Below are 26,760 nucleotides of genomic sequence, written 5' to 3' on the forward strand. Positions count from 1 at the left end.
CCATGACCGCTGCCGCTCGCCCGCCGATGGGCTGGAACTCCTGGGACAGCTACGGCACCACCGTCACCGAGGCGGAGGTGCTGGCCAATGCCCGCTTCCTCGCGGAGCACCTGGCGCCCTACGGCTGGGACACGGTGGTGGTCGACATCGACTGGTCGGACCCCTCGGCCCGCTCTCATGGCTACAACGTCGGCGCCCCGCTGGTGATGGACGAGCACGGCCGGCTGCTGCCGGACCCGGGCCGCTTCCCGAGCGCCGCGGACGGGGCCGGTTTCGGGCCGCTCGCGGAGCAGGTCCATGCGCTCGGCCTGCGCCTGGGGATCCACGTGATGCGGGGGATCCCGCGCCGCGCCGTCGAGGCGGATGCCCCGGTCCTCGGCACCGACCTGCGCGCCTCGGACATCGCCGACCCCACCAACTCCTGCGAGTGGAACCCGCACATGGTGGGCATCGACCACTCCGTGCCCGGAGCTCACGCCTACTACGACTCGGTGCTCGCGCTGTACGCGGGATGGGGCGTGGACTTCCTCAAGGTCGACGACATGCTGTGGCCGTACCAGGCCGCCGAGATCGAGGCGTTCTCCGCGGCGATCGAGGGCTGCGGGCGGCCGGTGCGGCTGAGCCTCTCCCCGGGACGGGACCTGTCGCTGACCCGCCTTCCGCACCTGCGCGAGCACGCCACCATGTGGCGGATCTGCGATGATCTGTGGGACCAGTGGGAGGACATCGAGGCGAACTTCGCCCGCTTCGCCCGCTGGGCCCCGCATGCCGGTCCCGAGGGCTGGGCCGACGGCGACATGCTGCCGCTGGGCCGGATCGGGATCCGTGCCGAGCGTGGCGAACCCCGCGATGACCTGCTCACCCCGGACGAGCGCCGCACCCTGATGACGCTGTGGGTGATCGCGCGCTCCCCGCTGATGGTGGGCGGGGACCTGCCCAGCTCCGATCCGGCGACGATCGCGCTGCTGTCGAATGCCGACGTGCTCGCGGTGCACCGCGAGGGGCACGGCGCGCGCGAGGTATTCCGGGAGGATCCGCTGATCCTGTGGACCGCCGGAGGGCCCCGCGGCGAGCGCTATGTCGCCGCCTTCAACACCGGCGAGGACGAGCTCGCGGTCTCCCTCGACAGTCAGGACGTGGGCCTGCCCGCAATGCTCGAGGGTGAGGTGCGGGAGCTGTGGTCGGGCGAGATCGTGCCGGCACGTGCGGTGAGCGTGCAGTCCGACGAGGCACGCGGCGTCGCCCCCGGCTCGACCGCGCTCGACGTGCGGATCCCCCACACGGGGCGGTGCTGCTGCGGTATCCGGCGGTGGGCTGAGCTCACATCGGCGCGTAGCGCGAGCGCAGCACCGAGTAGAGGCCGAAGAGCACGAGTCCGGCGCCGATGATCGCGAGCACCACGGAACCGGCGGGGAGATCGGCCATCGTCTTCAGCGCGCCGTCGAGCCCGGTCGCCTTCTCCGGATCCGCGCCGAGGCCGGCCCAGCCGAACAGCAGGCCCACGCCCACCAGGGCGATGCCCTTGGCGATGTAGCCGAGCACGCCGGTCACCACGATCGCGCGGGCCACCTCCTTGCCGCGGGGCACGCGCAGCTGGTCCTCGAAGCGTCGGCTCGCGCCGATGTACACGTGGGCGAAGCCGATCACGACGACCACCAGGCCCACCGCCACCACGGCGGCGCGCCCGCCGGCGCTGCCCATCAGCCCGGCGGTCATCGACGAGGTCTGCTCCCCCGAATCGCTGCCGGCACCGGCCGCGAAGCGCAGGGAGGTCACGGCCAGCGCCGCATAGACCACGGCCTTGCCGAGCGCCTTGACCACGTGCCACACCCGCTTCTTCGCCTCGCGGGAGGAGGCACGGGCGCCGAACCATGCCTCGGCCAGGTGCCACAGCGCCAGCGCGGCCATCGCGATCCCGCCGATCCACAGCAGGATGTTCCCGCCCCGGCGCCGAGGCGATCGCCTGCAGCGCACCGGACTGGTCCGCGTTCTCGGAGGAGCCGCCGAAGGCCATGCGCAGGGCGATCGCCCCGATCAGGGCGTGGACGATCCCGCTCATCACGAAGCCGCCACGGGCGACGGCCTGGAAGGCGGGATGCTCGGTGACGTCCTGTGCGGCATCCTCGACGGCCTCGGCGCCCTCACGTGCATTCCTGGCTGCTGACATGGGATCACTGTAGAGCGGCGGGCGGCCTCAGGAGCGGGTCGCTGCCACGACCGACCAGGCGGTCACGCGCGGGGGCGTCGTGCGTCCACCCGCACCAGCACCTCCGCGTCGTAGTTCTGCGAGGAGCGCATCTCGCCGCGGTACCAGGAGAGCACCTCACGCTCCGGGTCGCCGGGCACGGCGATCGGGCGGAAGTTGCTCACGGCCGAGCCCTCGGTGACCGGGGTCCAGGTCCAGCTGCTCCCGGCATCGCGGGTGCGGCCGTGGAAGATCTCGTGGACGCTCAGCGCGGTGCCGTCGCGCGGATCGACCACGGTGGAGATCCACAGGGAGTCCGGGTCCGACGGGTCGATCGTGCCGAGGCCGGTGTAGTCCTCCTCGTGGGCGAGCAGCTGCGGGCCGGCGTGCGCGAGGTGGCGTACCTGCCATTCGCTCTGGCCCGGGGCGAGCACGGCCCACAGGAAGCGGTGGTCGATCGGTGCGGTCTCGCGGCGACTGGTGTCGGTGCCGAGGGTGTCGTCAGCCCGGGCGGTCATCAGCGCCACCAGCGTGCCGTCCGCGAAGCGTCGCAGGTCGGTGGTCCAGGCGTGGGTCATCGTGGCGCCGCCCCAGGTGGAGCCGCTGGCGAGCACGCAGGTGAGGTCCTCGGCCCGCGGCGCGGTCTGTGCGAGGCCGCGGCCCAGCTCGCCCACCGCGGTCCCGTCGGCCCGATGCAGGCGGCCGCCTGCGAGGTAGCCGTGCCAGATGGAGGTGGCGTAGTCGCGGGGATGGTGCTCGGTGATGACCAGGTCGATCCGGTCCTCGGCGCCGAGGTGGGTGCCGGAGGCGTAGCGGGCGTATCCGTTGACGTAGCCGACCTTCGCGCGGGTCAGCAGGCGTCCGCCGAACTCCCAGGTCTCGCCGTCGTCGTGGGAGACGAGATAGCAGGGGTCATCGTTGATGGCGCGCACGAAGCAGTGCAGCACGCCGTCCAGACGGTGCACGTTCTGGTAGGTGACGCCGCGCCCGCCGCCGAGGGTCCGCATCTGCTCCGGGGACTCGAACAGAGTGGTCCAGTCCAGCGCTCGCTCCTCGCCCCAGACAGTCGGGTCGGCGGTCTCGCTGACCCGCCAGCGGGTGAGGTCGTCGCTCTTGTGACGGCTGTAGACGGCGACCCAGCGCCCGTCGGCCCGGCGCCACAGCGCCGGGTTGTCGTGGTCATCGGATTCGAGGCTCTCATGGAGCACGACGGTGCGGGCGGAGCCCGGTTCACCGAGCCGGTCGAGGTCCACCACGTGCAGGTTCACGTCCCCTCCGCGCCGCTCGCCGTCGGCCCCGCCGGTGGAGGCGACTGCTCCGAGCAGCAGCGTGCCGGTCGCGGCGTCGACCAGGGCGCGCTCGTCCTGGAACCAGCACCAGCCGCCGTTGTGGCTGATCAGCGCGGTGCGGGCGGTGGTGGGGGCGGGTGAGACGGTGACCAGCTCACCGGCAGCGGCCTGCGATTCGGGGGTCTCGCGGGTGGTGGGGGCGGCGGGGATCCCGTCGGCCTCGCGCAGCGCGGCGAGCGCGCCCGCCGCCTCGGCGGCGAGGTCCTGCCAGTGGCATTCGATCGAGACGGCGCCGCGGTAGCCGCCCTCGCGCAGGGAGGCGAGGAAGGCGCGCAGCGGCCAGTCGCCCTGGCCGGGCGGCCGACGGTCGGTGTCGGCGATGTGGGCGTGGGCGACGCGTCCGGCGTGCTCGCGCACCACCTCGAGGCTCTCCTGCTCGGCCATGATGTGGAAGAGGTCGGCGACCACGCGCATGTCGCCGAGATCGTGCTCGTCGAGGAAGGCGATGGCTTCCGCGATGCTGTTGATCTGGTCGGTCTCCCCGCGGTGGAGCGGTTCGAGGATCGCCTCGAGGCCGTGCTCGGCGGCGAGGTCCCGGGCCAGGCGCACGGAGCGGGCGAGCTGGGCCCGCGCCGCGGCGGGGTCCACGCCCTCGGGGGTGGATCGTGCGGCGCCGCTGCCCAGCACGATCGTGGCGCCGGGGCGGGCACGCCGGGCCGCGGCGGTCATCACCAGGCGCAGGTGACCGGCGATGACGCCGGGGTCGGCGGCGGGGTCGGCGAGGCCGAGGCCAGCCGGCGCGATGACGGCGAAGGAGGGGCGCCGGCTGCCAGGCGTCGGTCAGCGGCGCCTCCTGCCAGGTCCCGTCGGCGTCCTGGACCAGGAGGTTGTGCAGGATGGTGGGCTCGACGTAGTCGGCGCCCGCGGCGTAGGCGGCGGCGGTGCCGGCGCGGTCGGTGAGGATCCCGTGCTCCACTGTCTCAGATCTCCTTCAGCAGGGCGGCCATGCGATCGCGGGAGTCGGCGGCCTGGGGCAGACCGATCTTGTTCAGGTGGCCGTGGGTGACGCCGCCGCGCACCTCGTACTCGACCTCGACCCCGGCCTCGGCGAGCTGCTCGGCGTAGCGGCGGGCGCTGGTGCGCAGGTCGTCGAACTCGTCGGACTCGATGTAGGTGCGGGGCAGCACGGACAGCTGCTCACGCGTGCCCAGGCCCGGGAAGTCGTGGGCGGTGGCGTCTTCGAGGGGCCCGCCGAGGTAGTTCTCGCTCATGCGGCGCATCTTCTGCGGGGTGAAACGCAGCATCTCGGGCAACTCGGCGAGCGCCGCGGCCTCCTCCTCGGTGGCCTCAGGGTTCAGCGGATGCGCGACCAGGTACATCAGCAGGGACAGCGCGGGGGCCCGTCCCTGCGCGGCCAGGCGCAGCGAGGCGGCCGCGGCGAGGTTCCCACCGGCGCTCGCCCCACCGAGCGCGAGGCGGTCCGGGTCGATGCCGAGCTGCTCGGCGTGGGCGCGGGTCCAGTCCACCGCGGCGATCACGTCATCGCACGGGATCGGTGCGCGCACTTCGAGGGCTGGATCGGTGCCGGGGAGCTGACGGGCGGGGCTGCCACCGGCCGGCTCGTCGCACAGCCGGTAGTCGACGGAGACGACCACGGCATCGGCCCGGCCGGCTACCCCGCGAGCGGTGTGGTCGCCCTCGGGCATGTCCAGGTCCCCGTGCTGGAAGGAGCCCCCGTGGCAGAAGACGAGCACGGCACGCGGACCGCTCGCCGGGGCGATCGGGGTGTAGACCCGCACCGGGACGGGGCCGTGCGGGCCCGGTGCCTCCCAGTCCTGGATGCGCAGGTCCCAGCGTTCGGGGCGGCCGTAGGGGGCGTTCCAGGCGGCCTCGTCCTGCGGGCTGAGCGGTCCGTGGGAGGTGGCGTCGGCGAGGGTGCGCAGGCGGCGCTCCATCTCGGCGGGGGCGGTGACGGTCATCGGGGGAAGGTCCTCTCGGGGCAGTGCCGGGGTCAGAGGTCGGTGAGGATCTCGGCCAGGCGGTCCATGGTCTGCGCGGCCTCGGGCAGTCCGATCCGGTTCAGATGGCCGTGGGCGACGCCCTCGCGCACCACGTACTCGACCGCGACGCCTGCCGCGGTGAGCTGCTCGGCGTACCGGCGCGCGCTGATGCGCAGATCGTCGAACTCATCCGATTCGATATACGTCCGGGGCAGCACGGACAGCTGCTCGGGCGTGCCCAGGCCCGGGAAGTCGTCGGTCGTGGCGTCAGCCAGCGGCCTGCCGAGGTAGTTCTCCGACATCAGGGTCATCGTGGACCGGTTGAACCGCATCATCTGGGGGACGCCCGCGAGCACCTCGGTCTCCTCCGCGGTGGGCTCGGGACTCACCGGATGCGCGACCGGGTACAGCAGCAGCGACGCCGCCGGGCTCTCACCCCGCTGGGCGAGGTGGAGCGTGGTCGCCGCGGCGAGGTTCCCGCCGGCGCTCGCCCCGCCGAGCGCGAGACGCTGTCCGTCGATCCCGAGCTCAGTCGCGTTCTGGCGCGTCCATCGCACCGCTGCGACCAGGTCCTGGAGAGGGATCGGGGCGCGCACCACGACCTCGGGGCCGGGGAGGCGGCGGGCACGACGACCGCCGAGCTCGGGCGGTTCGTCGCACAGCCGGTAGTCGACCGAGACGACGACCGCTCCCGCGCGGCCCGCGACGCCGCGGGCGACCGCGTCGGCCTCGGGCATGTCGAGGTCCCCGTGCATGAAGCCTCCGCCGTGGCACCACACCAGGACCGGCCGTGCAGCGGTCGCGGGGGCGGCCGGGGTGTAGACCCGCACGGGCACCGGCCCGTATGGGCCTGGGACCTCGCGGTCCTCGATGCGCAGGTCCCACTGCTCGTGCGGGCCGTACGGGGCGTCCCAGGCCGCGAGCGCGGCGGGATCGACCTCGTCCCAGGTGGCGGCGCCGCGCAGGGCGGGCAGGCGATCGCGCATGGGGACGGCGGGCTGGGGTGTGTCCGAGATGGCGGGCACGGGGTCTCCTGCGGGTCGGGACGAGAGGTGATCCGAGAAGGATGCGACAGCACAAGCCGCACGGCAAGCGCTGTCCGCCATGTGTGGACGCTCAGGGCAGGTGGAAGTACTGCGGCAGCACCTGCTTCTCCCCGCCGCCGGGGGCGAAGTACTCCCCATCGCCGCCTCCCAGCGCGGGGAGATCGCGGCGCGGCCCATCGCCTCCTGCGCGGCGTCGACGTCGTCGGCCTCGAAGTAGCCCACGACCATGCCGTCCTCCGCCCGCAGGAACAGCGAGTAGTTGCGCCAGCCGGCATCCGTCAGCGCAGTGCGCATCTCTTCCCAGACGTCCTGATGGGCGGCGACGTACTCGGTGAGCTTCTCCGGGCGCACGTGCAGCAGGAAGCAGCAGCGGTGAGGGCTGCGGGCGGGGCTGGTGGCGAGCAGTGCGGCCAGGTCTGGGGCGGGCTCTGCCGCACCTGTGCTGGAACCGTTCACGGGACCTTGTGCATTCGTGTCATGCGCGGACATACCCATACGACTTCCTCCAAAAAAGGCGTTGACAGTGTCAGAGACCGCGCGACGGGCGACGGCCCGGGCGCGAGATCGGCCAGCTGGACATGCAGACGCTCCTCGACCGCCTTCACGGCGTGGAACCTGGCTCGATGCCACCACCACACATCCGGCAAGGGAGGGCTCCCTCTCAGGCCTGCACCCGCTCGCCGTAGCGCTCGACCTCGATCTCCTCGAGGGTCTTCCCGCGCGTGTTCGGCGCGCCGACAACCCCGATGACGAGAGAGGCGAGCAGCAGCGCGATCATGATCATGCCGACTGCCGGCACGCCCTGCGAGGCCAGAAGGACGGGGAAGAAGTAGCTGAGCAAGCCCACGGCGATGCGGGCGACGAAGAACAGCACGCCCTGCGCGCTCGCTCGGTATGCGGTCGCGAACATCTCGGCCGTCCACAGGGCGTAGAAGGCCTGCGCGCCGATGCCAGCCGAAATGCCCCAGAGGACCGCGAAGAGGATGAGCAGGGGTGTGGTGACGTGCGCGAACACCAGGAGCATCCACGCGACGATGCCCAGCCCGGCGCCGATCCCGTAGAGCAATCGTCGGTCGACCTTGTCGCCGAGCAGCATGAAGCCGAGATAGGTGGCGACCACGGTCATGGTCCACAGCAGCACCTGCAGGAGGTTCTGGTGCGCGGGGTCAGCGACGCCTGCGGTCTCGTAGACGCGCGGCATGAAGATGCCCATCTGTCCGGCGACCGTGTTCCACAGGGCGTAGACGCCGACCAGGAAGAGGAGGGCCGTGATGTTCTTCGGATGCGAGAGGAGCTCGCGCAGCCCGCGGTGCTTCACGCTGCGGCCCGCGGCGACCGCCTCGTCGCGCTCCTTCTTCTGCGCGGTCCAGATATCGGATTCAGCGAGTCCGCGGCGCACCCACCAGGTGATCAAGGCGATCACGAACAGGTGCACGAAGATGATGCGGGAGCCGAACAGGCCCAGCGGCACGAGCGCAGTGGCGAGTGCGAAGACGATGGCCGGCCCGAGCGACCAGGCGAGCTGCGCGGTGCCGACATGGCGAGCGCGCCTCTTGTGCGGTGCCTGCTCAGCGATGTACGTCCAGGCGACGGGCACGCCGGCGCCGACGGCGATGCCGGTGAGGATGACGCCCAGCACGAGCATCCACGCCTGCACCGCGCAGATGACGAACAGTGTGCCGACCATGTACAGGATCAGGTCGTAGGTGTAGATGAACTTGCGGCCGTAGCGGTCGCCGAGGGGCCCACCGATCAGCGCACCGATTCCTGCACCGAAGGCGTTGGCCGAGAGCGCCGCGACAAGGCCCACGATCCAGTTCGAGAAGCCGAAGTACTCCTGCCAGAACGTGAGGCTGGTGGCCAGCGCAATGATGGATCCGGCCTCGATGTAGTTGGACATCGAGACCGCGATCGTGGCTTTCCAGCCGCGCACCGCGGCGCCGGCGGCTCGGCGGAGTTGCGCCCTCCCTGTGCGGAGGCGATGGGCCCTCCCGGCGCCTCGCCGCTCTGGGCGCGGTGATCTGGGGACATCATGACGGTGGCCTCCCTGGTGCCGACTTGCTGGCGTCGTTGCCGCGGCCGATGGACACCATCAGCCGCTGCGCATTCCCTTGTCGGGAGCGCGGCGACGATGCTACTCTCGAACTTGAGTCGTTTCAACCACCGATGTTCCGACCGCAGCCGTCTCTGGCCCGCCCGGATCCCTGCCCTCATCGCTGAGGAGCAGGACCGTGCGGGGCATGTTCTCCGAGGAGCCCGCCACCGTGACCACACCCACCGCCTTCCCCGCCGACGTCGCCCGCGACCTCACCGACTTCACGATCGAGGTGCCCAGCTGGGGCTACGGCAACTCCGGCACCCGCTTCAAGGTGTTCGGCACCCCGGCACGCCGCGCGACCCTTCGAGAAGATCGCGGACGCCGCCCAGACCAACGCCTTCACGGGCTCCGCGCCGCGGGTCTCCTTGCACTACCCCTGGGACAAGGTCGAGGACTTCGGGCAGCTGAAGAAGTTCGCCGACGAGCAGGGCGTGCGCATCGGCATGATCAACTCCAACACCTTCCAGGACGAGGAGTACAAGTTCGGCTCCCTCACCAACGGGGACAAGACCATCCGCCGGCGCGCGATCGACCATCACCTCGAGTGCATCGACGTCATGCGCGCCACCGGCTCGAAGGAGATGAAGATCTGGCTGGCCGACGGCACCAACTACGCCGGCCAGGACTCGATCCGCGCCCGCCAGGACCGCCTGGCCGAATCGCTGCAGGAGATCTACCAGGGCCTCGGGGACGACGAGCGCCTGGTGCTCGAGTACAAGTTCTTCGAGCCGGCGTTCTACCACACCGACGTCCCGGACTGGGGCACGAGCCTGCTGCACTGCCTCGCCCTCGGCGAGAAGGCGCTGGTCGTCCTTGACACAGGCCACCATGCCCCCGGTACGAACATCGAGTTCATCGTCGCCCAGCTGCTGCGCCAGAACCGGCTCGGCGCCTTCGACTTCAACTCCCGCAACTACGCCGACGACGACCTGATCGTCGGCTCTGCGGATCCGTTCCAGCTGTTCCGCATCCTGTTCGAAATCGTGCAGCAGGGTGCGCACCGGCCCGAGGCGGGCGTGAACTTCATGCTCGATCAGTGCCACTACCTCGAGTCCAAGATCCAGGCCCAGATCCGTTCCGTGCTGAACGTGCAGGAGACCCTCGCGAAGACCCTGCTGGTGGATCGTGAGGCCCTCGCCGATGCGCAGGAGCGCAACGACGTCATGGAGGCCAACGCGATTCTGATGGACGCGTTCTGGACCGACGTGCGCCCGGCCCTGGCCGCGCTGCGCGAAGAGCGGGGCCTGCCCGCCGATCCCTTCGCCGCGTTCCGTGCCAGCGGCTACGAGGAGAAGGTCGCCGCCGAGCGCGTCGGCGGCAACCAGGCCGGCTGGGGCGCCTGAGCGCTCCCCGTCGGCGCGCCTCTCGCGCCGCGTTTTCGACAACTGCCTGAACCATCTCGTGATCTCCCGAAGGAGTCCTCTCGCCATGACCACTGCCCGCGAGACGATCGACGCTCTGATCGCCCGTTCCAACGAGCTCGGCGCCGACCCGGCGAACACCAACTACGCCGGCGGCAACACCTCCGCCAAGGGCTCCGCGACCGATCCGGTCACCGGCGAGGAAACCGAGCTGCTGTGGGTCAAGGGCTCGGGCGGCGACCTCGGCACCCTCGAGGAGAAGGGCCTCGCAGTGCTGCGCCTGGACCGCGTGCGGGCTCTGAAGGAGGTCTACCCCGGGGTGGACCGCGAGGACGAGATGGTCGCAGCCTTCGACTACTGCCTGCATGGCAAGGGCGGGGCCGCACCGTCGATCGACACCGCGATGCACGCCCTGGTCGACGCCGCGCACGTGGACCATCTGCACCCCGATGCGGGGATCGCTCTCGCGACCGCGGCCGACGGCGAGCGCCTGACCCGCGAATGCTTCGGCGAGACGGTGGTGTGGGTGCCGTGGCGCCGTCCCGGCTTCCAGCTGGGCCTCGACATTTCTGCGATCAAGGAGGAGAACCCGGCCGCGATCGGCTGCATCCTCGGCGGGCACGGCATCACCGCGTGGGGCGAGACCTCCGAGCAGGCGCAGGAGAACTCGCTGCGGATCATCCGCGAGGCCACGGAGTTCCTCGAGCGCACCGGATCGTCCGAGCCGTTCGGGGCGCATGATGCCGCCCGCGCTGCACTGCCCGAGGCGGAGCGCCGGGCGAAGGCGTCGGCCCTGTTCCCGCTCGTGCGGGGGCTGGCCTCGACCGACGCCCCGATGGTCGGGCACTGGACCGACACCGAGGCGGTCCACGAGTTCCTCGCCAGTGAAAAGCTCGCACCGCTGGCCGAGCTGGGTACGTCGTGCCCCGACCACTTCCTGCGCACCAAGGTGAAGCCGCTCGTGCTGGACCTTCCTTCCGACGCGAGCCTCGAGGACTCGGTGGCACGGCTCAAGGAGCTGCACGAGGCGTACCGCGCCGACTACACCGCCTACTACGAGCGTCACGCCGAGGCGGACTCCCCGCGATCCGCGGCGCCGATCCGGCGATCGTGCTGATCCCGGGCGTGGGCATGTTCTCCTTCGGCGCGGACAAGCAGACCGCGCGAGTGGCCGGCGAGTTCTACGTCAACGCCATCAACGTGATGCGCGGCGCGGAGTCGATCTCGACCTACTCCCCGATCGACGAGTCGGAGAAGTTCCGCATCGAGTACTGGGCCCTCGAAGAGGCGAAGCTGCAGCGCAAGCCCGCACCCAAGCCGCTCGCGACCCGGGTCGCGCTCGTCACCGGCGGCGGCTCCGGGATCGGGAAGGCGACCGCCGAGCGGCTCGTCGCCGAGGGCGCCTGCGTGGTCATCGCCGATCTGAACCTCGAGAACGCCGAGCAGGTCGCCGAGGAGCTGGGCGGACCCGACAAGGCGGTGGCGCTGCGCGCCGACGTCTCCGACGAGGCGGCCGTGGTGCAGGCCGTCGCCGAGGCGGTCCTCGCCTTCGGCGGGCTCGACCTGATCGTCAACAACGCTGGCCTGTCGCTGTCCAAGCCGCTGCTGGAGACCACCGCGAAGGACTGGGACCTGCAGCACGATGTGATGGCGCGGGGCTCGTTCCTGGTCTCCCGCGAGACGGCCCGGGTGATGATCGACCAGGCCATGGGCGGGGACATCATCTACATCTCTTCGAAGAACTCCGTGTTCGCCGGGCCCAACAACATCGCCTACTCGGCGACCAAGGCCGATCAGGCCCACCAGGTGCGGCTGCTCGCAGCGGAGCTCGGCGGCCACCAGATCCGCGTCAACGGCATCAACCCCGACGGGGTGGTGCGCGGCTCCGGCATCTTCGCCGGCGGCTGGGGTGCCTCCCGCGCGAAGGTGTACGGGGTCGAGGAGGAGAACCTCGGCGAGTTCTACGCCCAGCGCACCCTGCTCAAGCGCGAGGTGCTGCCCGCGAATGTCGCCAGCGCCGTCTTCGCGATCACCGCGGGGGACCTCTCGCACACCACCGGCCTGCACATCCCGGTCGACGCCGGGGTCGCGGCCGCGTTCCTACGATGAGCGGGGCGCAGGCAGCCCGCGGCCCGCTGGCCGTCGCCGCGGTGGACCTCGGGGCGACGTCGGGCCGGGTGATGCTGGGCATCCTCGCGGACGGCCGCGTCGAGCTGATCGCGGCGCACCGCTTCGAGAACCGGCTGCGGGACGAGGACGGCCAGCTGAGCTGGGACATCCACGCCCTGTGGGCGGAGGTGAAGCAGGGGCTGCGAGCCGCGCACGCAGGGGCTGTCGAACGCGGCCTGGACGGCCTCGCCTCGATCGGGATCGACTCCTGGGCGGTGGACTACGGCCTGGTGGGCCCAGACACCGTCGCGGCCGACGGGACTCCCGTCCCCGGCAGCGGCGAGGTCCTCGGCGAAGTGGTCGCCTACCGCGATCACCGCACGGACGGCGTCGCGGACTCCTTCGCGGAGCAGGTGCCGCGCGAGCGCCAGTACGCGCTCACCGGCATCGCCCAGCAGCCCTTCAACACCCTCTACCAGCTGGTGGCCGACGACCGCCCGGCGACGCTGCCCCCGGCTCGACGCTGCTGATGGTCCCTGACCTCCTCGGCTACCTGCTCACCGGGCAGCGGCGCACCGAGCGCACGAACGCTTCGAGCACCGGGATGCTCGCTGTGGGCGGGCAGGGATGGTCCGAGGAGCTCCTGACCGCTGCCGGTGTGGACCCGGACCTCCTGGCCCCGCTGATCTCCCCGGCGAGCGCCTGGGCACGGTGCTGCCGGAGCTCGCGGCCGAGCTCGGAATCGGCCAGGTGCGGGTGACCGCCGTCGGCTCCCACGACACCGCCGCCTCGGCAGTGCTCGCCGTGCCCGCCGCGGAGGACGCGCACCCCGTCGCCTTCATCTCCTCGGGCACGTGGTCCCTGATCGGGCTCGAGCTGAGCGCACCGGTCAGCACCCCGGCCGCGCACGAGGCCGGATTCACGAATGAGGGCGGAGTCGACGGCACCACCCGCTTCCTCAAGAACGTGGCCGGGATGTGGCTGGTCAGCGAGTCGATCCGGCAGTGGGAGGAGGAGGGCGCCCGGGTGGACCTCGGCGATCTGCTGGCCGCCGCGGCCGTGATGCCCGCCCATCGCTTCCGCATCGATCCCACCGATCCGGCTTTCCTCGCCCCCGGCCGGATGGCGGACCGGGTGATGCTCGCCGCCCGCCCCCTCGAAGGGGAGGACGAGCACCCCCGCACGCCCGCGCAGCTGGTGCGCTGCATCCTCGAATCCCTCGCCGAGACCTACCGGGAGGAGCTGCACACCGCCTGCCGCCTCACCCGGATGCCGCTGCCGGAGCAGCTGCACGTGGTGGGCGGCGGGAGCCGCAACGCCCTGCTGAACCAGCTCACCGCCGACGCCCTCGGCATCGACGTGGTCGCGGGCCCGATGGAGGCCACCGCGCTGGGGAACGTCGCCCTGCAGGCCCGCACGCTCGGCGCGGTCCCCGGTGGACACGGCTCGCTGCGCGAGCTGGTGCGGGCGAGCATGGAGCTGGAGCGGTTCAGCCCGTCGATCCCCGCCCGTTGATCTGTCGTACGTTCCAGGATCATCACGCCATACGGCCTAGTGCCACGTCGCGCCTATCGAAAGCAGACGACCCATGAGAAGACAGCTCCCCCAGCCCCGCGAACTGCTCGAGCTGATGAAGTTCAAGGCCCCCGATCTCAACGCCCGTCGGCGCCGGCTCGACGCCGCGCTGACCATCGAGGATCTGCGGGCGATCGCGAAGCGTCGCACCCCTCGGGCCGCCTTCGACTACACCGACGGCGCCGCGGAATCGGAGCTTTCGCTCAGCCGTGCCCGGCAGGCATTCGCCGATGTGCAGTTCAACCCCGCAGTGCTGCGGGATGTCTCCGAGGTCGACACGTCGCGGCAGGTGCTCGGCGGCCCCAGCGCGATGCCCTTCGCGATCGCGCCGACGGGCTTCACCCGCCTGATGCAGACCGAGGGCGAGACCGCCGGAGCGGGCGCCGCCCAGGCCGCGGGAATCCCTTTCACGCTGTCGACGCTGGGCACCACCTCGATCGAGGACGTCGCCGCCGCCGCACCCCACGGCCGGAAGTGGTTCCAGCTGTACGTGATGCGTAAGCGGGAGGTCTCCTACGACTTGGTGGAGCGCGCCGCACGGGCAGGCTTCGACACCCTGCAGTTCACCGTGGACACCCCGGTGGCCGGAGCACGGCTCCGCGACACCCGCAACGGCTTCTCGATCCCGCCGCAGCTGACGGCCCGCACCGTGCTGGACGCGCTCCCGCGCCCCTGGTGGTGGGTCGACTTCCTGACCACCCCCACGCTCGAGTTCGCCTCGCTCTCCTCGACCGGCGGCACCGTGGGCGAGCTGCTGGACTCCGCGATGGATCCGACCATCACCTACGAGGACCTCGAAATCATCCGCGGCCTGTGGCCTGGGAAGCTCGTGGTCAAGGGGGTCCAGACCCTCGAGGACGCGAAGACGTTCACCGACCTGGGCGTGGACGGGATCATCATGTCCAACCACGGCGGGCGGCAGCTCGATCGCGCCCCGGTCCCCTTCCACCTGCTGCCGGAGGTCGCCCGCGAGATCGGCGCCGACACCGAGATCGGCATCGACACCGGCATCATGCACGGCGCGGACATCGTGGCAGCCGTGGCGCTCGGCGCACGGTTCACCCTGATCGGTCGGGCCTATCTGTACGGGCTCATGGCCGGCGGCCGGCAGGGCGTGGACCGCACCATCGCGATCCTCTCCGAGCAGATCGTGCGCACCATGAAGTTGCTGGGCGCGCACTCCCTCGACGAGCTGGAGCCGAAGCACGTCACGCAGCTGCACCGGCTGATGCCCATGCATCGCACGACGGAGCAGAGCTCCCCGCTCTGATCCGGTGACCGTGGGGCGGCGCCCCTCAGCCCGTCGTCGACTCCCGCTCCACCAGCGTCGGCGTGAAGCTGACGTGCCGCGGCGGGGCGGTGCCGTCGGCGATCTCCTCCTCGAGCAGCGCGAGGGCGGTGCGACCCATCAGATCCGCGGGCTGGGACACGGAGGTCAGCGGCACCACGGTGGAGCGGGCGAAGGCGATGTCGTCGTAGCCCACCAGCGCGATCTCCTCCGGCACCGCGACCTGGTGGCGGAAGGCGAAAGCCTGCAGCACGCCGACCGCGAGCAGATCGTTCACGCAGAACACGGCGTCGGGACGCTCCGCGGCACTGCGTGCCACCACCGCCTCGCCCACGGTGCGCCCGGCGAGCACGGTGAGGTCCGCGGCCTCGAGCACCTCCAGCTCGATGCCGGCCGCCTCGGCGGCGCGCCTCGCTCCGCGCAGACGGTCGGCGACCTGGCGCAGGTCCTGGCGGGCGGCGACCACGCCGATACGCCGTCGCCCCAGCCCGGCCAGATGCTGCACGGCGATCTCGCCGCCGGCGATGCCGTCGACGCTCACCGAGGAGCCGCGCGCATCGGGCTCGCTCTCGACCAGCACCACCGGCGTGCCGCGACCGCGGATCGACTCGACGATCCCCGCGCTGCGCCCGGTGGAGGCCAGCAGGATCCCCCGCACCCGCTGCTCCTCGAACAGGGAGAGGTACAGCCGTTCACGCTGCTCCCGGTTGCCGGTGCTGCCGGCGATCACCATCAGCTGTGAATCCTCAGCCGCGGATTCGATCCCGCCCACGAGCTGGGTGTAGAAGGGGTTCCCGGAATCCAGCACGATCGCGCCGACGGTGCTCGAGCGGCCCATCTTCAGCTGCCGGGCGGCGTCGTTACGCACGTACCCGAGCTCCGCGATCGCCGCCTCGACCCGTTCGCGACGATCCGGGGAGACGATGTCGGGGCGGTTCAGGACGTTGGAGACGGTGCCGACGGAAACCCCGGCATGCCGCGCCACGTCCTTCATGCCCACAGTGCCGGTTGCGGCCATACCCGGTTCTCCTCGACTCGTCGTGATCCGGCCCTGGAAGATCGCCGCAGGCCGCTGCCTGGCAATTTTATCGCGACTGGTCCGCCGGCCGGGCCGGCTCACGAGAAGGTCACGGACCGCGCCCCCGCGCAGCGGACGACCTATGCTCTCGCTCAGGGGAACCGTGCAAGTTGGCAGGGCGTCTCGGGACCTCCTTTTCGAGCGACGGCACCTGGAGGCCATGATGAGCACCGATCCACGACCCATCGATCACGAGGCGGGGACCACGAGCGAGGCGGCGGGGGCCCCGGGCGGAGACCCCGCAGCGGAGCCCACCCACCGCGCTGACGCGCCCCCGGCGGCCGCTGTGCGCATGAGGGGCTCCGGCCTCGTCGCACGCCTGCTCACCGTCGTCTATGCACTGATCGTCACCCCGATCGCGACGGGCCTGCTCTCCTATGGCGGCTCCGGCTGGCTGCAGTACTTCATGAACCCGCAGATTCATGGACTCCTCTCCCGTCGAGCTCCTGGGCACGCCGATGGGGTCGCGGATCCTCCTCGGGGTGGGTCTGGGGCTGCTGTTGCTGGCGAGCGTCGTCGCGACCGGCATCGCGAGCTCGGCGGGACTCCTCGCCGTCGGGGTGCTGGGCCTGGTCAGCATCGTGCTTTCCATCGTCCCGGCGCTCATGCTCGAGGTGTACATGACCGCCGCGGAGGTCATCCCGCCCCAGTTCCTCGACGGGATGGTCTACGGGCTCCCGCTGATCCTGCACCCGCTGATGGGCGGGCTCGGGCTGGGGCTGCTGGTCGCCCGTCGGCGTCCCGACCCGCATGTCGCCGCGTCGGTCGCCGGGCTGGTCGTCGTCCCGCTGATGCTGCTGCTCGGAGCGGGGCTGCTCTTCCGCGGTGTCGCCGAAGGTGCTGCCTTCGCCATGAGGATGTTCCGGCTCGACGTCCAGCCGATGGTCGTGGTGCTCGTGCTCGCCGGGGCGCTGGTGGCTCTGGGTGGCGCGGCCTCGCGCTGGTCGCCGTACGCGTTGATCGTGCCGGCCCTCGTCACGCTCGTCGCCTCGCTCGCGATGATGTCGTCTGACGTGCTCTCGCTGATCTCGGGTCTGTGGAACAGCCCGACGGCGAGCAGCGCGGTGTCGTTCCTGCTCGTCGGCGGCGGTCTCGCCGCCGCCGTGGTGATGCTGGTGCACACCGTCGTGCTGGCGATCGTGCGCCATCGCGCCCGACGACAGGCACGCGCCCTCGCCGGCTGAGGGGACCGGCCCGTGCGCGGCCCGCGGCCGGGCGAGATCTTTAGACGGTCCCCTGCGGTCTCGAGACCGGCTCAGGCGGCCGGCGGGGTCCAGCGGTGCACGGCGTCCTCGCGGGCCCAGCTCACGCCGAGCTCGCTGAAGGGCCGGCCCACCTCGAGCGCTTCCTGCAGGGTGTCCTCGATGTGATCGACGACGGGATGCGCGGCCGCGCCCTCCCCCACCCAGGTCACGCCGGTCTCGATCGGCAGCGGGTCGGGCACGGACTGGATCGCCTCGAGCACCGCGCTGAACACCCCGGTCGCAGCCAGCGGGGACAGCAGCGCCACCTCGCGGTCGCGCACATGATCGATCAGGTTCTCCATCAGGTCCATGCGCTCGTGGGTCAGCTCCTCGACGGTCCCGTCGGCCAAGGTCCGCACCGAGCGGTCCTCGGTGTAGAACAGCCGGTGCGAGCCGCCGGGGCCGCTGATCTCGACCCAGGGGCTGGGCTGCGCGGGCGCGGTGGTGGTCAGGGCGCACACCACCGCGGAACCCGCGGCGACGGGGTCGATGCGCAGGAAGGTGGTGTCGTCGGCCTGGATGTCGTGGGCGCGGCGCAGCTCGGTGGTGACCTCCGCGACGTCCGCGATCTCATCGATCCCGGCGATCGCGAGCCCGGCGTGCACGGCATGGGCCAGGGGGTTCGTGGCGACCCCGTCGGCGACCCGTCGACCGTCGGCCAGGCGCCGCTTCCCCGCCCAGGCGGAGCGGGCGTAGTAGGCGCGGTCGCGCTGCCACGCGCCGTGCACGTGCACGGCGGTGACGGTGCCCAGGGCGCCGCCGGCGACCTCGCGGCGCAGCGTATCCACGCCGGCACCGCCGCGGGCCTGGAAGCCCACCTGCACCGAGCGTCCCGCATCCTTTGCCGCTGCGAGCAGGGTCCAATGCTCCTCGAGCGCCGGCACGGGCGGCTTCTCGAGGTACACGTCGAGCCCGGCGGCGAGCGCCTCGGTCGCGAGCGGCACATGGGTGTCGATCGGAGTGGCGATGATGACGATCTCAGGCCGGTCCGGACCGCTCAGAGCATCCAGCAGCTCGCCGAGCGAGCGGTGGTGCATCGTCTGCAGCTCGGCAGGCGGCTCGGCCACGTCCACCACGCCGACCAGCCGCGCGACCCCCTCCTCCTCGAGCCGCGCGAGGTTGCGCAGGTGCGAGGTGCCGAAGCCGCGCGTGCCGATCAGCGCTACCCGGGCAGGGACAGCGGCATCGGGAGCGGGAGCGCTCATACCTGCTCCCGCCCGAGATCGATGCCCAGCGCGGCGTCCACCTCGACTGGCGCCCCGGTCTCGAGGGAGAGGTTGCCGCAGATGCCGACCGCGATCGAACGGATTCCGTCGAGGTGGTCGGAGGGGCGTCCCAGCTCGTCCTCGACCGGGCCGACGAACACGTCGCTCAGCAGCAGCGCGTCGCCGCCGCCGTGACCGCCGACGCCCTCGGGGATCTCCACCTCCCGGGCCGGCTCGAAGTGCTTCTGGACCACGAGGCGCTCACCGCGCTCGCGCGCCCCGGTCTCCGCAGTGGTGACCGCGACGGCGCTGGGGTCGACGTGAGATCGACCGTCCTCTCCCTGCGGCACCACCTCGGCCCGCTCGACGACCTCGAGCTCGGCCCGGCCGGCGGTCCCGTTGACCGCGACCTGGTATCCCTCCCACGGGCTGTGGGCGTTCAGGGCGTAGGTGAGCACGGCGCCGCGTCGGTAGTCCACGAGCGCGGTGAGGTTGTCCTCGGTGGTGATCCCGTCGGCGAAGACGGACTGGTCGCGCCGGTAGCCGTCGTGCTCCTCGGCCTTGAGGTAGAGCGCCTCGAGGCGTTCGTCGGAGCGGAGGTCCAGCTCGAAGGGGTCGTGGACGCCGTCGTGCGTGCCGCGCTCGGGCAGCGGTGCCCGGCCGCGGGCGCTCGCGTTCTCCTGACCGTAGAAGCGCAGCCCGCCCCGGGCGTAGACCTGCACGGGGGTGTCCGCGATCCACCAGTTGACCAGGTCGAAGTGGTGGGCGGCCTTGTGCACGAACAGGCCGCCGCTGTTGGCCTTGTCGCGGTGCCAGCGCCGGAAGTAGTCCGCGCCGTGCTGGGTGTCCAGCACCCATTCGAAGACCACCGAGACCACCTCGCCGATCTCTCCCGAGGCGATGATCTGCTTCAGCGCGGTGTTCCGCGGGCTGTAGCGGTAGTTGAAGGTCACCACCACCGGAGCGGCCGGTGCGGTCGATCGCCTCCTGGATGGCGCGCGCCGAGGGGGCGTCGATCGTCAGCGGCTTCTCGACCACCACGTCGGCCCCGGCCTCGAGGGCGCGGACCACGTGCTCGGCGTGCAGCCGGTCCACGCTGGTGACGATCACCCGATCCACCGACTCCTCGGCGATGATCTGCTCGAGCTCGTCCGGCCCGCCGAGCCGCACCTGCGCGAAGGCCTCGTGCCGGTCGCGGTGGTACTCGAGACGGCTGGGGTTCACATCGATCAGAGCGACCAGCTCGGCGACATCGGCGTGAGGGCCGGCGATCGCATCGAGGTACATCTGGCTGCGGTGACCGGTGCCGATCACGGCATAGCGGGTGGGCATGGATCTCCTGAGGGTGCGGAGGACGGGAGTGGACGAGCGCGGGCAGCGACAGGGACAGGGACAGGGACTACTTGATGCCGGTGGTGGCGAAGCCCTTGACCAGGAAGCGCTGGCCGAACAGGAACACCAGGAACAGCGGTATCAGCGACACGACCGACATGGCGAACATCGCGCCCCAGTCGGAGGAGCCCTGGGTGTCCAGGAACGACTTCAGCGCCAGCGGCACGGTGAAGTTGTCCGGGGTGGTGAGGTAGATGAGGGAGCCGAAGAAGTCGTTCCACATCCACATGAACGTGAAGATCGTGGTGGTCGCGAGCGCCGGGAGCATCAGCGGCAGGATCACCTGGAAGAAGATCCGGAAGTGGCCGCAGCCGTCGATGCGAGCCGCCTCGTCCAGCTCACGGGGATGCCGCGGATGAACTGCACCATCAGGAAGATGAAGAAGGCGTCGGTGGCCAGGAACTTCGGCAGGATCAGCGGGAGCATCGTGTTCACCCAGCCGGTCTGGGAGAACATGATGTACTGCGGCACGATCACCACGTGGATCGGCAGCATGAGGGTCGCCAGCATGATCGCGAAGGCGATGTTGCGGCCCCAGAACTTCAGCCGCGCGAAGGCGTAGGCGGTCAGCGAGCACGCGACCAGGTTGCCGATCACGCATCCCAGCACCAGCAGGGTGGAGTTCATCAGGTAATGAGAGAACGGCTGGGCGAGGGATTCCCAGCCCCGCGCGTAGTTCGACAGATCGAAGCTCAGCGGGAACAGGCTGGGGTTGCGGAAGATCTCCTCATTGGGCCGCAGGGATGAGACCACCATCCACAGCAGCGGGTAGACCATCGCGATGCTCGCCACGATCATCACCACGTGCCGCAGACCGCGGCGCATGAGACGGCGGGGACGGGGCCTGGGGACCACCCGGGCGGGGGCCTCGTCCGCGGGGACGGCGGCGGGTCGACTCTGCAGATCAGTCATCGTAGAACACCCAGAACTTGGAGACGAAGAAGTTGATGGCGGTGAAGATCGCGACGATGATCAGCAGCAGCCAGGCCATCGCGGAGGCGTACCCCATGTCGAACTGGGTGAAGCCCTTGATGTACAGGTACAGCGTGTAGAACATCGTCGAATCCGAGGGCCCGCCGGTGCCGCCGGAGACCACGAACGCCTGTGTGAACGACTGGAAGGCATTGATGACCTGCAGCACCACGTTGAAGAAGATGATCGGCGTGAGCAGCGGGAGGGTGATGCGGAAGAACTTCGCGAGCTTCGAGGCACCATCCACGGAGGCGGCCTCGTAGTACATCTCGGGGATCTGCCGCAGGCCCGCCAGGAAGATGATCATCGGGGACCCGAAGGTCCACACGTTCAGCAGGATGATCGTGCCCAGCGCCGTGTCCGGGTTCGAGACCCAGCCGGGCAGGTTCTCGAAGCCGAGCATCGCACCGACCTGGTTGATCAGGCCGTTGGCGCCGAACATCTGGCGCCACAGGATCGCGATCGCGACCGATCCGCCCAGCAGCGACGGCAGGTAGAACACCGAGCGGTAGAAGGACAGGCCCTTGATGCCCGTGTTCAGCGCCACCGCCAGCAGCAGCGCTGCGATCAGCTGCAGCGGCGTGCCCACGAACACGTAGATGAAGGTGACCACCAGCGAGTTGTGCAGGCGGGTGTCCGCGATCATCGCCTTGATGTTGTCCAGGCCCACGAACTCGGGCGGGGCCAGCAGGCTGTAGTCGGTGAACGCGAGCGCGAACGACGCGATCATCGGGATCAGGGTGATCCCGAGCAGGCCCAGCAGCCACGGCAGCATGAACACCAGTGCCTGCTTGTTGTCGGGGTGCTTCTCCTTCGTCCCGCCCTTCTTGCGTGACGAGACGATGGAGGCGAGTTCTCCCACGGCGCTCATAGGCGTCTTCCCTTCATGGTCGGGGTGCCGCGGCGGCCGGCGGAGTGGTCCCCGCCGGCCGCGGCAGTGCGATGTCGATGATCAGGCCAATGCCGCGTCGAGCTCGTCGAGCACGCGCTGACCGGCCTCCGCCGGGGTGATGGTGCCGAAGAGCATGTCCTCGCCGGCACGGGTCAGGATGTCCTCGAACTGGCCGCCGCCCTGCGGGGTGATCTCGGGCGCCTCGCCCAGTTCGCTCTCGATCGCCTCGAGGAAGTCGACGGCCTTGGTGTTGGCCTCGTCGAGGTCCGCGACGATCGCCTCGCGCACCGTGAGGTTGCCGGGCACGCCGCGCTCGACCGAGAGGATCTTCCCCGCGTCGGGCGAGTTGACCAGGAAGTCGACGAAGGCGACGGCCGCCTCCGGGTCCGAGGCGTTCGCGGAGACCGCCCAGTACATGGACGCCTTGTACCAGAGCTGCGCATCGGCGGAGGAGCCGGTCATCGACGGCGGGCGCAGCACGAGCACGCCCTCGGGCACGAGGCCGTCGTGGGCGACGACCTGGTTGGACCAGGCCACCGTCATGGCGACGTTCCCGGTCGCGAAGAACGACTGGTCCATGGACTTCGAAGCATCCTCGACGGAGAGGCTGGCATCGGGGCTGGCGCCCGAGTCCTGGAGCTTCTTGGTCCAGTCGAACCAGGCGGTGGCGGTGTCGAGGTCGAAGCCGGCGCCGCCGTCCTTGTACTGGTCCTGGCCGGCCTGGCGCACGTAGACCTGGAACAGGCCCTGGATCGTGCCCATCTGGGTCATGCCGTAGGTGCCGTCCGGGGTGTTCTCGGAGATCTGCACTGCGGTGTCGACCAGGTCGTCCCAGGTCCAGGTGGAGTCGTCGGGGATCTCGACCCCGGCCTCCTCGAACACGACGGGGTTGATCAGGAAGGCGAAGGCGTTCAGGCCGGCGTTGATCGCGGCGAGGCCCACCTCGGGCAGCTCGCCCACCTCGACCGAGCCCGGGGCGAAGTCAGCGGTGTCCAGGCCGGCTTCGGCGAGGTCGAGCAGTGCGCCGCGCTGGCCGTACTCGGCGAGGTACTTCTCGTCCATCTGGACAACGTCGGGGAAGTCGCCACCGGCGGTCTGGGTGGCGAGCTTGTCCCAGTAGCCGCTCCACTCGCCGGGCTCGAGGCTGAGGGTGACATCCGGGGCGACCTCCTCATACGCGGCCGCGACGTCCTGGGTGTTCTGGTCGCGGGTGGGGTTGCCCCACCAGGCGACGCGGAGGGAGGCGCTGCCGTCCTCCCCACCGCCGCCGCCACCACCGCTGGAGGCGTTGGGGCCGCAGGCGGCGAGGCCTGCCAGGCCGGGGACGGCGAGACCAAGGGCAAGGGCTGTGCGTCGGGTGAACATCGGTTCTCCTGTCATCGTCGCCTTCTGCGGCGACCGGCGGGCCCGGATGACCACCGTGGTCTTCCGAGAGGGTCGTGCCCGGGCGGGAACTTCGTCGTCCTGCCCGGTTCGCTGCGAGTCGGACTCTCGTCCGTTCCTGCGCCGCATCAGGGTGAAAGGTGTCTGTATCCCTGCGGACCGACCGGGGATGCTGCTCCGGATGGGTTGCCTTAGGAAAGCGCTTCACGGGAGGGTTTGTCAACCCGTGCCCGTCACGCTCGGGTCACGATGCCGACGCCCCGCCCGGCGACCTGCCGGTTTTGCGCCCGGGGACACCTCGAGGCCGCGGACCAGCAACGTCACCGCCCTTGCGCCCGACCGCGCCCCACGGTTAGTGTGCCAGCACAACTAACTCTGAAACGACTCAGCAAGGGCTATCCCCCGGTCCGCTCCGTTTCGCGGAGCCCTTCCGGGCGTCGCCCCTGCACACTCGTTTCCCCGACGTTCTCCCGACGCCGCACCGCTGACCGTCCCGCTGGGACCACAGCCCACCACCCGAAGGATCGACGATGATCTCGCGCCGCCGCACCCTGTCCCTGCTCGCCGCCGCCGGCTCCGTGCCGGCCCTGTCCGCCCTGGCCGGCTGCGGCCCCAACGCCTCCCGCGGAGGGTCCGGCGATGGCGGCGGTGCGCTCCGCGTCTACTGGTGGGGCGGGGACCTGCGCAACGGCATGACCCGTGAGGCGCTCGATCTGTTCACTGCCGAGCACGAGGACATCGTCGTCTCTCCCGAGTACAGCGAGTGGACCGGTTACTGGGACAAGCTCGCCACCCAGTTCGCCGGCGGTGATGCCCCCGACGTGCTCCAGATGGACGAGTCGTACATCGACTCCTACGGCACGCGCTCCTCCTTGCTGGACCTCGAGACGCTCTCCGACGTGCTGGACCTCAGCGGGATGGATGACGCCGTGCTGGACACCGGCCGCCTGGCCGACGGCACCCTCGTGGGCGCACCGCTGGGCGTCGGGATCTTCTCCGTCGGCGTGAACCCGACGATCCTCGAGCAGGCCGGGCTCGAGATGCCGGACGACACCACGTGGACCTGGGAGGACTTCGCCGAGCTCTGCACCGCGGTCAGCGACTGGGCCTCGAGCGCCGGCGAGGACGTGGTGGGCGTCGACTTCTTCGGCACCGGAGCCGCGGAGCTCGGCGCCTGGGCGCGACAGAGCGGCGAGCAGCTGTTCCCACGCGAGGACGAGACGCTGATCAGCAAGGACACGATCCTCGCCTTCCTCGAGTATTCCCTCGCGCTGGTGGACGCCGGCGCGGTGGTGGGCCCCTCGGAGCAGATCGAGGACTTCGCCGCCGGGGTGGAGCAGGGGCGGTTCGGGAACAACCGCTCAGCGTTCCACCTCCAGTTCCACACCCAGGTGCAGACCTTCCAGGCGGCTTCCGGCTCACCGCTGCAGCTGCTGCGGCTGCCGGCCCGCGCCAGCGGTGATCCGCAGATGGTCAACAAGGCCTCGATGTACTGGTCGATCGCGAGCACCGCGGCCGATCCCCAGTCCGCCGCGACGCTGGTGGACTTCCTGCTGCGAGATCCCGAGGCGGCGAAGGTGCTCAAGCTCGAGCGGGGCGTGACCGCGTTCCCCGAGCTGCAGGACGAGATCGAGACCGTGCTCGACGAGAACGAGATGGTGATGCTCGACTTCGCGCGGGAGATGCAGTCCGAGGTGGTGCGCCCGCCGCTGGTCACCCCCGCCGCCGGCGTCGGCTTCGGCGACGAGCTCTCCCGCCTCGGCGAGGAGTCGCTGTTCGGCGACCGGCCGCCGGCCGAAGTGGCCGACGAGATCCTCAGCATCCTCGAGGGCATGCAGCCCGAGCAGTGACCGCGTACGCCCAAGCCCTTCCGCACGTCCCTGTTCACCTGCTCGCCATCCGCGGCGGCTAGCGTCCGCCGCATCGGACGGCGCACACAGGGGAGAAGGCCGTGGACCTCACTGCATGGGCCATCGCCCTGATGGACCTGCTCGGCGGCCCGGGCACCGCACTGGTGATCGCCGCCGAGGCGCTGTTCCCCCGATCCCCGGCGAGATCCTGCTGCCCTTCGCGGGGGTCGCCGCGGCCGACGACGGCCAGCCTGTGCTGGTGCCGCTGGCCTGGACCACGCTCGGCTCGGTGGTGGGAGGGCTCGGGGTCTACGCCGTCGGCCGCGCCCTGGGGCTGTGCCGCACCAAGGCGGTGGTGCGGCGCCTGCCGCTGCTCGAGGAGCGCGACGTCGACGCGGCGATGCGCTTCTTCGACCGTTGGGGCTTCCCGGCGGTGGCGATCGCCCGCTTCGTGCCGATGGTGCGCACCGTCATCTCGATCCCGGCCGGCGTCAAGAGCATGCCGGTGTGGCTGTTCGCGCTGGCCACGGGGTTGGGCTCCGGGGTGTGGAATGCGCTGTTCGTGGTCACCGGCTATGTGTTCGGGCAGGCCGGGGGCGAGCTGCTCGAGGGATTCGTGCGCCTGTACTCCGGGGTCGTCGCGGCGATCGGGGTGCTCGCGGTGCTCGTCATCGTCGTGCGTCGGATGCGTACCGGGCGGGGGCGCCCCGCACCGCCTACGCTCGAGGAATGACGAGCGAGCCCTCCTCCGTGCCCGGCACCGGGCGCGCCGGTCCCGCGGCGGACGTCGGCCGCTGGTTCTCCACCGCGACCCGCGCTCCGCTGGACGGGCCCGGCCCCACCCGCGGCGGGCCGCGTCTGCCGGCCTGGGGGCCGATGGAGGGCGCACAGTACGGGCGCCCAGCAGCCCCGATGAGGAGGTCGATGCGGCCCTCGAGCTGCTGCGCGGGAGGCCGGTCGCGGTGCTCACCGGGGCGGGGATGTCCACCGGCTCCGGCCTGCCGGACTATCGCGGCCGGGACGCCGTGCCCCGCTCCCCCATGACGTATCAGGAGTTCATGGGGCATGATCTGGCCCGGCGACGCTACTGGGCGCGCTCCACCGTGGGCTGGGAGCAGTTCCGCGAAGCCCGTCCCGGGCTCGCGCACCGGCAGCTGGCCGCCCTCGATCCGGCGGCGTTCTCGGTCACCGCGGTGATCACCCAGAACGTCGACGGTCTGCACGCCGCGGCCGGCTCCTCACCGGTGATCGATCTTCACGGGCGGCTGGACCGGGTGCGCTGCCAGCAGTGCGATGCGCTCTCCTCCCGCACCGCCCTGCACGGGCGGATGCTCTCGATGAACCCTGAGCTCGCGGCGCGCCTGCCCCAGCTCGCGGCCGACGCGGCCCAGGCGCCCGACGGGGACGCGGAGGTGGATCGCACCAGCAGATTCCGCTATCCGCCGTGCGCGCTGTGCGGCGGGATCCTCAAACCGGATGTGGTGTTCTTCGGGGAATCGGCGCGCCGCGAGGTGGTGGCCGCGGCGTTTACGGCGCTCGAGGAGGCCGGCGCCCTGCTGGTGCTCGGCTCGAGCCTGACGGTGCAGTCCGGGCTGCGGTTCGTGCGCGCCGCCGGGCGGCAGGGCAAACCCGTGGTGATCCTCAACGACGGCCCCACCCGGGCCGACCCGGACGCCACCGTGCGGCTGCACGGCCGGCTCGAGAACGTGCTCGACCAATGGCTCGCTGCGGCCCGCTGACGCCCGCCGGTCAGGCGCTCGGCAGTGAGATCCTCGCCCGACGGACCTTCGGCC

19 protein-coding genes and 5 pseudogenes are annotated in these 26,760 nt (G+C 71.0%); 12 read left to right on the plus strand and 12 right to left on the minus strand.

What is annotated here, in order from left to right:
- Positions 1-2: 2 nt before the first annotated feature.
- Complete coding sequence (locus H3H54_RS17220) at positions 3-1,388, plus strand: glycoside hydrolase family 27 protein (protein WP_262424814.1); 1,386 nt, start codon at positions 3-5, stop codon at positions 1,386-1,388.
- Here H3H54_RS17220 and H3H54_RS17225 read toward each other — a convergent pair.
- Positions 1,321-1,974 carry a DUF1206 domain-containing protein gene (locus tag H3H54_RS17225; RefSeq protein ID WP_262424815.1) on the minus strand — a complete coding sequence of 218 codons (654 nt, stop codon included), beginning with the start codon at positions 1,972-1,974 and terminating at the stop codon, positions 1,321-1,323. The two genes, H3H54_RS17220 and H3H54_RS17225, sit on opposite strands and share 68 nt — an antisense overlap.
- Before the next feature lie 28 nt (positions 1,975-2,002).
- Positions 2,003-2,059, minus strand: a pseudogene (locus tag H3H54_RS19250) (hypothetical protein); the annotation flags it as partial.
- On the opposite strand from H3H54_RS19250, the gene H3H54_RS17230 reads away from it, so the two are divergent.
- Positions 2,042-2,164 (plus strand): hypothetical protein, encoded by a 123-nt coding sequence (locus H3H54_RS17230; protein ID WP_262424816.1) that lies wholly within the window; start codon positions 2,042-2,044, stop codon positions 2,162-2,164. The pseudogene H3H54_RS19250 and the gene H3H54_RS17230 sit on opposite strands and share 18 nt — an antisense overlap.
- Before the next feature lie 65 nt (positions 2,165-2,229).
- Here H3H54_RS17230 and H3H54_RS17235 read toward each other — a convergent pair whose 3' ends face one another.
- The 4 genes from H3H54_RS17235 to H3H54_RS17250 form a co-directional block, all read right to left on the minus strand.
- Positions 2,230-4,203 (minus strand): sugar phosphate isomerase/epimerase, encoded by a 1,974-nt coding sequence (locus tag H3H54_RS17235; RefSeq protein WP_262424817.1) that lies wholly within the window; start codon positions 4,201-4,203, stop codon positions 2,230-2,232.
- A 251-nt stretch (positions 4,204-4,454) separates the two neighbouring features.
- Complete coding sequence (locus H3H54_RS17240; protein WP_262424818.1) at positions 4,455-5,453, minus strand: alpha/beta hydrolase; 999 nt, start codon at positions 5,451-5,453, stop codon at positions 4,455-4,457.
- 32 nt (positions 5,454-5,485) lie between these two features.
- Positions 5,486-6,976, minus strand: a complete 1,491-nt coding sequence (locus tag H3H54_RS17245; RefSeq protein ID WP_262424819.1) for an alpha/beta hydrolase fold domain-containing protein — start codon at positions 6,974-6,976, stop codon at positions 5,486-5,488.
- A 205-nt stretch (positions 6,977-7,181) separates the two neighbouring features.
- Positions 7,182-8,453: an MFS transporter gene (locus H3H54_RS17250; RefSeq protein ID WP_262424820.1), complete on the minus strand. Its 1,272-nt coding sequence runs from the start codon at positions 8,451-8,453 to the stop codon at positions 7,182-7,184.
- A gap of 307 nt (positions 8,454-8,760) precedes the next feature.
- On the opposite strand from H3H54_RS17250, the pseudogene rhaI reads away from it, so the two are divergent.
- The 6 genes and pseudogenes from rhaI (at position 8,761) to H3H54_RS17280 (ending at position 14,933) form a co-directional block, all read left to right on the plus strand.
- Positions 8,761-9,961: pseudogene (rhaI, locus tag H3H54_RS17255) on the plus strand (L-rhamnose isomerase).
- Positions 9,962-10,046: 85 nt separating this feature from the next.
- A pseudogene (locus H3H54_RS17260) lies at positions 10,047-12,088 on the plus strand (bifunctional aldolase/short-chain dehydrogenase).
- Complete coding sequence (locus tag H3H54_RS17265; RefSeq protein WP_262424821.1) at positions 12,085-12,618, plus strand: FGGY family carbohydrate kinase; 534 nt, start codon at positions 12,085-12,087, stop codon at positions 12,616-12,618. Before H3H54_RS17260 ends, H3H54_RS17265 begins: the two are co-directional and overlap by 4 nt.
- Entirely contained in the window at positions 12,618-12,848 is a 231-nt protein-coding gene (locus H3H54_RS17270) for an FGGY family carbohydrate kinase (RefSeq protein ID WP_262424822.1), read from the plus strand. Before H3H54_RS17265 ends, H3H54_RS17270 begins: the two co-directional genes overlap by 1 nt.
- Complete coding sequence (locus tag H3H54_RS17275; protein WP_262424823.1) at positions 12,845-13,603, plus strand: FGGY-family carbohydrate kinase; 759 nt, start codon at positions 12,845-12,847, stop codon at positions 13,601-13,603. Before H3H54_RS17270 ends, H3H54_RS17275 begins: the two co-directional genes overlap by 4 nt.
- 73 nt (positions 13,604-13,676) lie before the next feature.
- The gene (locus H3H54_RS17280) at positions 13,677-14,933 is read left to right on the plus strand and encodes an alpha-hydroxy acid oxidase (RefSeq protein ID WP_262424824.1); all 1,257 of its coding nucleotides are present in this window, start codon (positions 13,677-13,679) and stop codon (positions 14,931-14,933) included.
- Between the two features lie 25 nt (positions 14,934-14,958).
- Here the strand turns inward: H3H54_RS17280 and H3H54_RS17285 are convergent, their stop codons facing one another.
- Positions 14,959-15,969, minus strand: coding sequence for a LacI family DNA-binding transcriptional regulator (locus tag H3H54_RS17285; RefSeq protein ID WP_262424825.1), 1,011 nt, complete (start codon positions 15,967-15,969; stop codon positions 14,959-14,961).
- Positions 15,970-16,451: 482 nt separating this feature from the next.
- On the opposite strand from H3H54_RS17285, the gene H3H54_RS17290 reads away from it, so the two are divergent.
- Positions 16,452-17,213 (plus strand): hypothetical protein, encoded by a 762-nt coding sequence (locus H3H54_RS17290; protein ID WP_262424826.1) that lies wholly within the window; start codon positions 16,452-16,454, stop codon positions 17,211-17,213.
- 71 nt (positions 17,214-17,284) lie between these two features.
- Here H3H54_RS17290 and H3H54_RS17295 read toward each other — a convergent pair whose 3' ends face one another.
- The 5 genes and pseudogenes from H3H54_RS17295 to H3H54_RS17315 all read right to left on the minus strand — a co-directional run bounded on the left by H3H54_RS17295 (position 17,285) and on the right by H3H54_RS17315 (position 23,099).
- Positions 17,285-18,478, minus strand: coding sequence for a Gfo/Idh/MocA family protein (locus tag H3H54_RS17295; RefSeq protein WP_262424827.1), 1,194 nt, complete (start codon positions 18,476-18,478; stop codon positions 17,285-17,287).
- A pseudogene (locus H3H54_RS17300) lies at positions 18,475-19,810 on the minus strand (Gfo/Idh/MocA family protein). The gene H3H54_RS17295 and the pseudogene H3H54_RS17300 overlap by 4 nt, the downstream one beginning before the upstream one ends.
- Before the next feature lie 67 nt (positions 19,811-19,877).
- Positions 19,878-20,782: pseudogene (locus H3H54_RS17305) on the minus strand (carbohydrate ABC transporter permease).
- Entirely contained in the window at positions 20,775-21,713 is a 939-nt protein-coding gene (locus tag H3H54_RS17310; protein WP_262424828.1) for a carbohydrate ABC transporter permease, read from the minus strand. The pseudogene H3H54_RS17305 and the gene H3H54_RS17310 overlap by 8 nt, the downstream one beginning before the upstream one ends.
- An 81-nt stretch (positions 21,714-21,794) precedes the next feature.
- Entirely contained in the window at positions 21,795-23,099 is a 1,305-nt protein-coding gene (locus H3H54_RS17315; protein ID WP_262424829.1) for an ABC transporter substrate-binding protein, read from the minus strand.
- 548 nt (positions 23,100-23,647) lie between these two features.
- Here H3H54_RS17315 and H3H54_RS17320 point away from each other — a divergent pair.
- The 3 genes from H3H54_RS17320 to H3H54_RS17330 all read left to right on the plus strand — a co-directional run bounded on the left by H3H54_RS17320 (position 23,648) and on the right by H3H54_RS17330 (position 26,706).
- On the plus strand, positions 23,648-24,967 hold the full coding sequence (locus H3H54_RS17320; RefSeq protein ID WP_262424830.1) for an ABC transporter substrate-binding protein: 1,320 nt from the start codon (positions 23,648-23,650) through the stop codon (positions 24,965-24,967).
- Between the two features lie 115 nt (positions 24,968-25,082).
- Positions 25,083-25,700 (plus strand): DedA family protein, encoded by a 618-nt coding sequence (locus H3H54_RS17325; protein WP_262424831.1) that lies wholly within the window; start codon positions 25,083-25,085, stop codon positions 25,698-25,700.
- A 229-nt stretch (positions 25,701-25,929) separates the two neighbouring features.
- On the plus strand, positions 25,930-26,706 hold the full coding sequence (locus tag H3H54_RS17330) for a Sir2 family NAD-dependent protein deacetylase (RefSeq protein ID WP_262424832.1): 777 nt from the start codon (positions 25,930-25,932) through the stop codon (positions 26,704-26,706).
- Positions 26,707-26,760 lie beyond the last annotated feature (54 nt).

The sequence above is a fragment of the Brachybacterium sp. Z12 genome (assembly GCF_014400405.1).
Taxonomy (GTDB): domain Bacteria; phylum Actinomycetota; class Actinomycetes; order Actinomycetales; family Dermabacteraceae; genus Brachybacterium.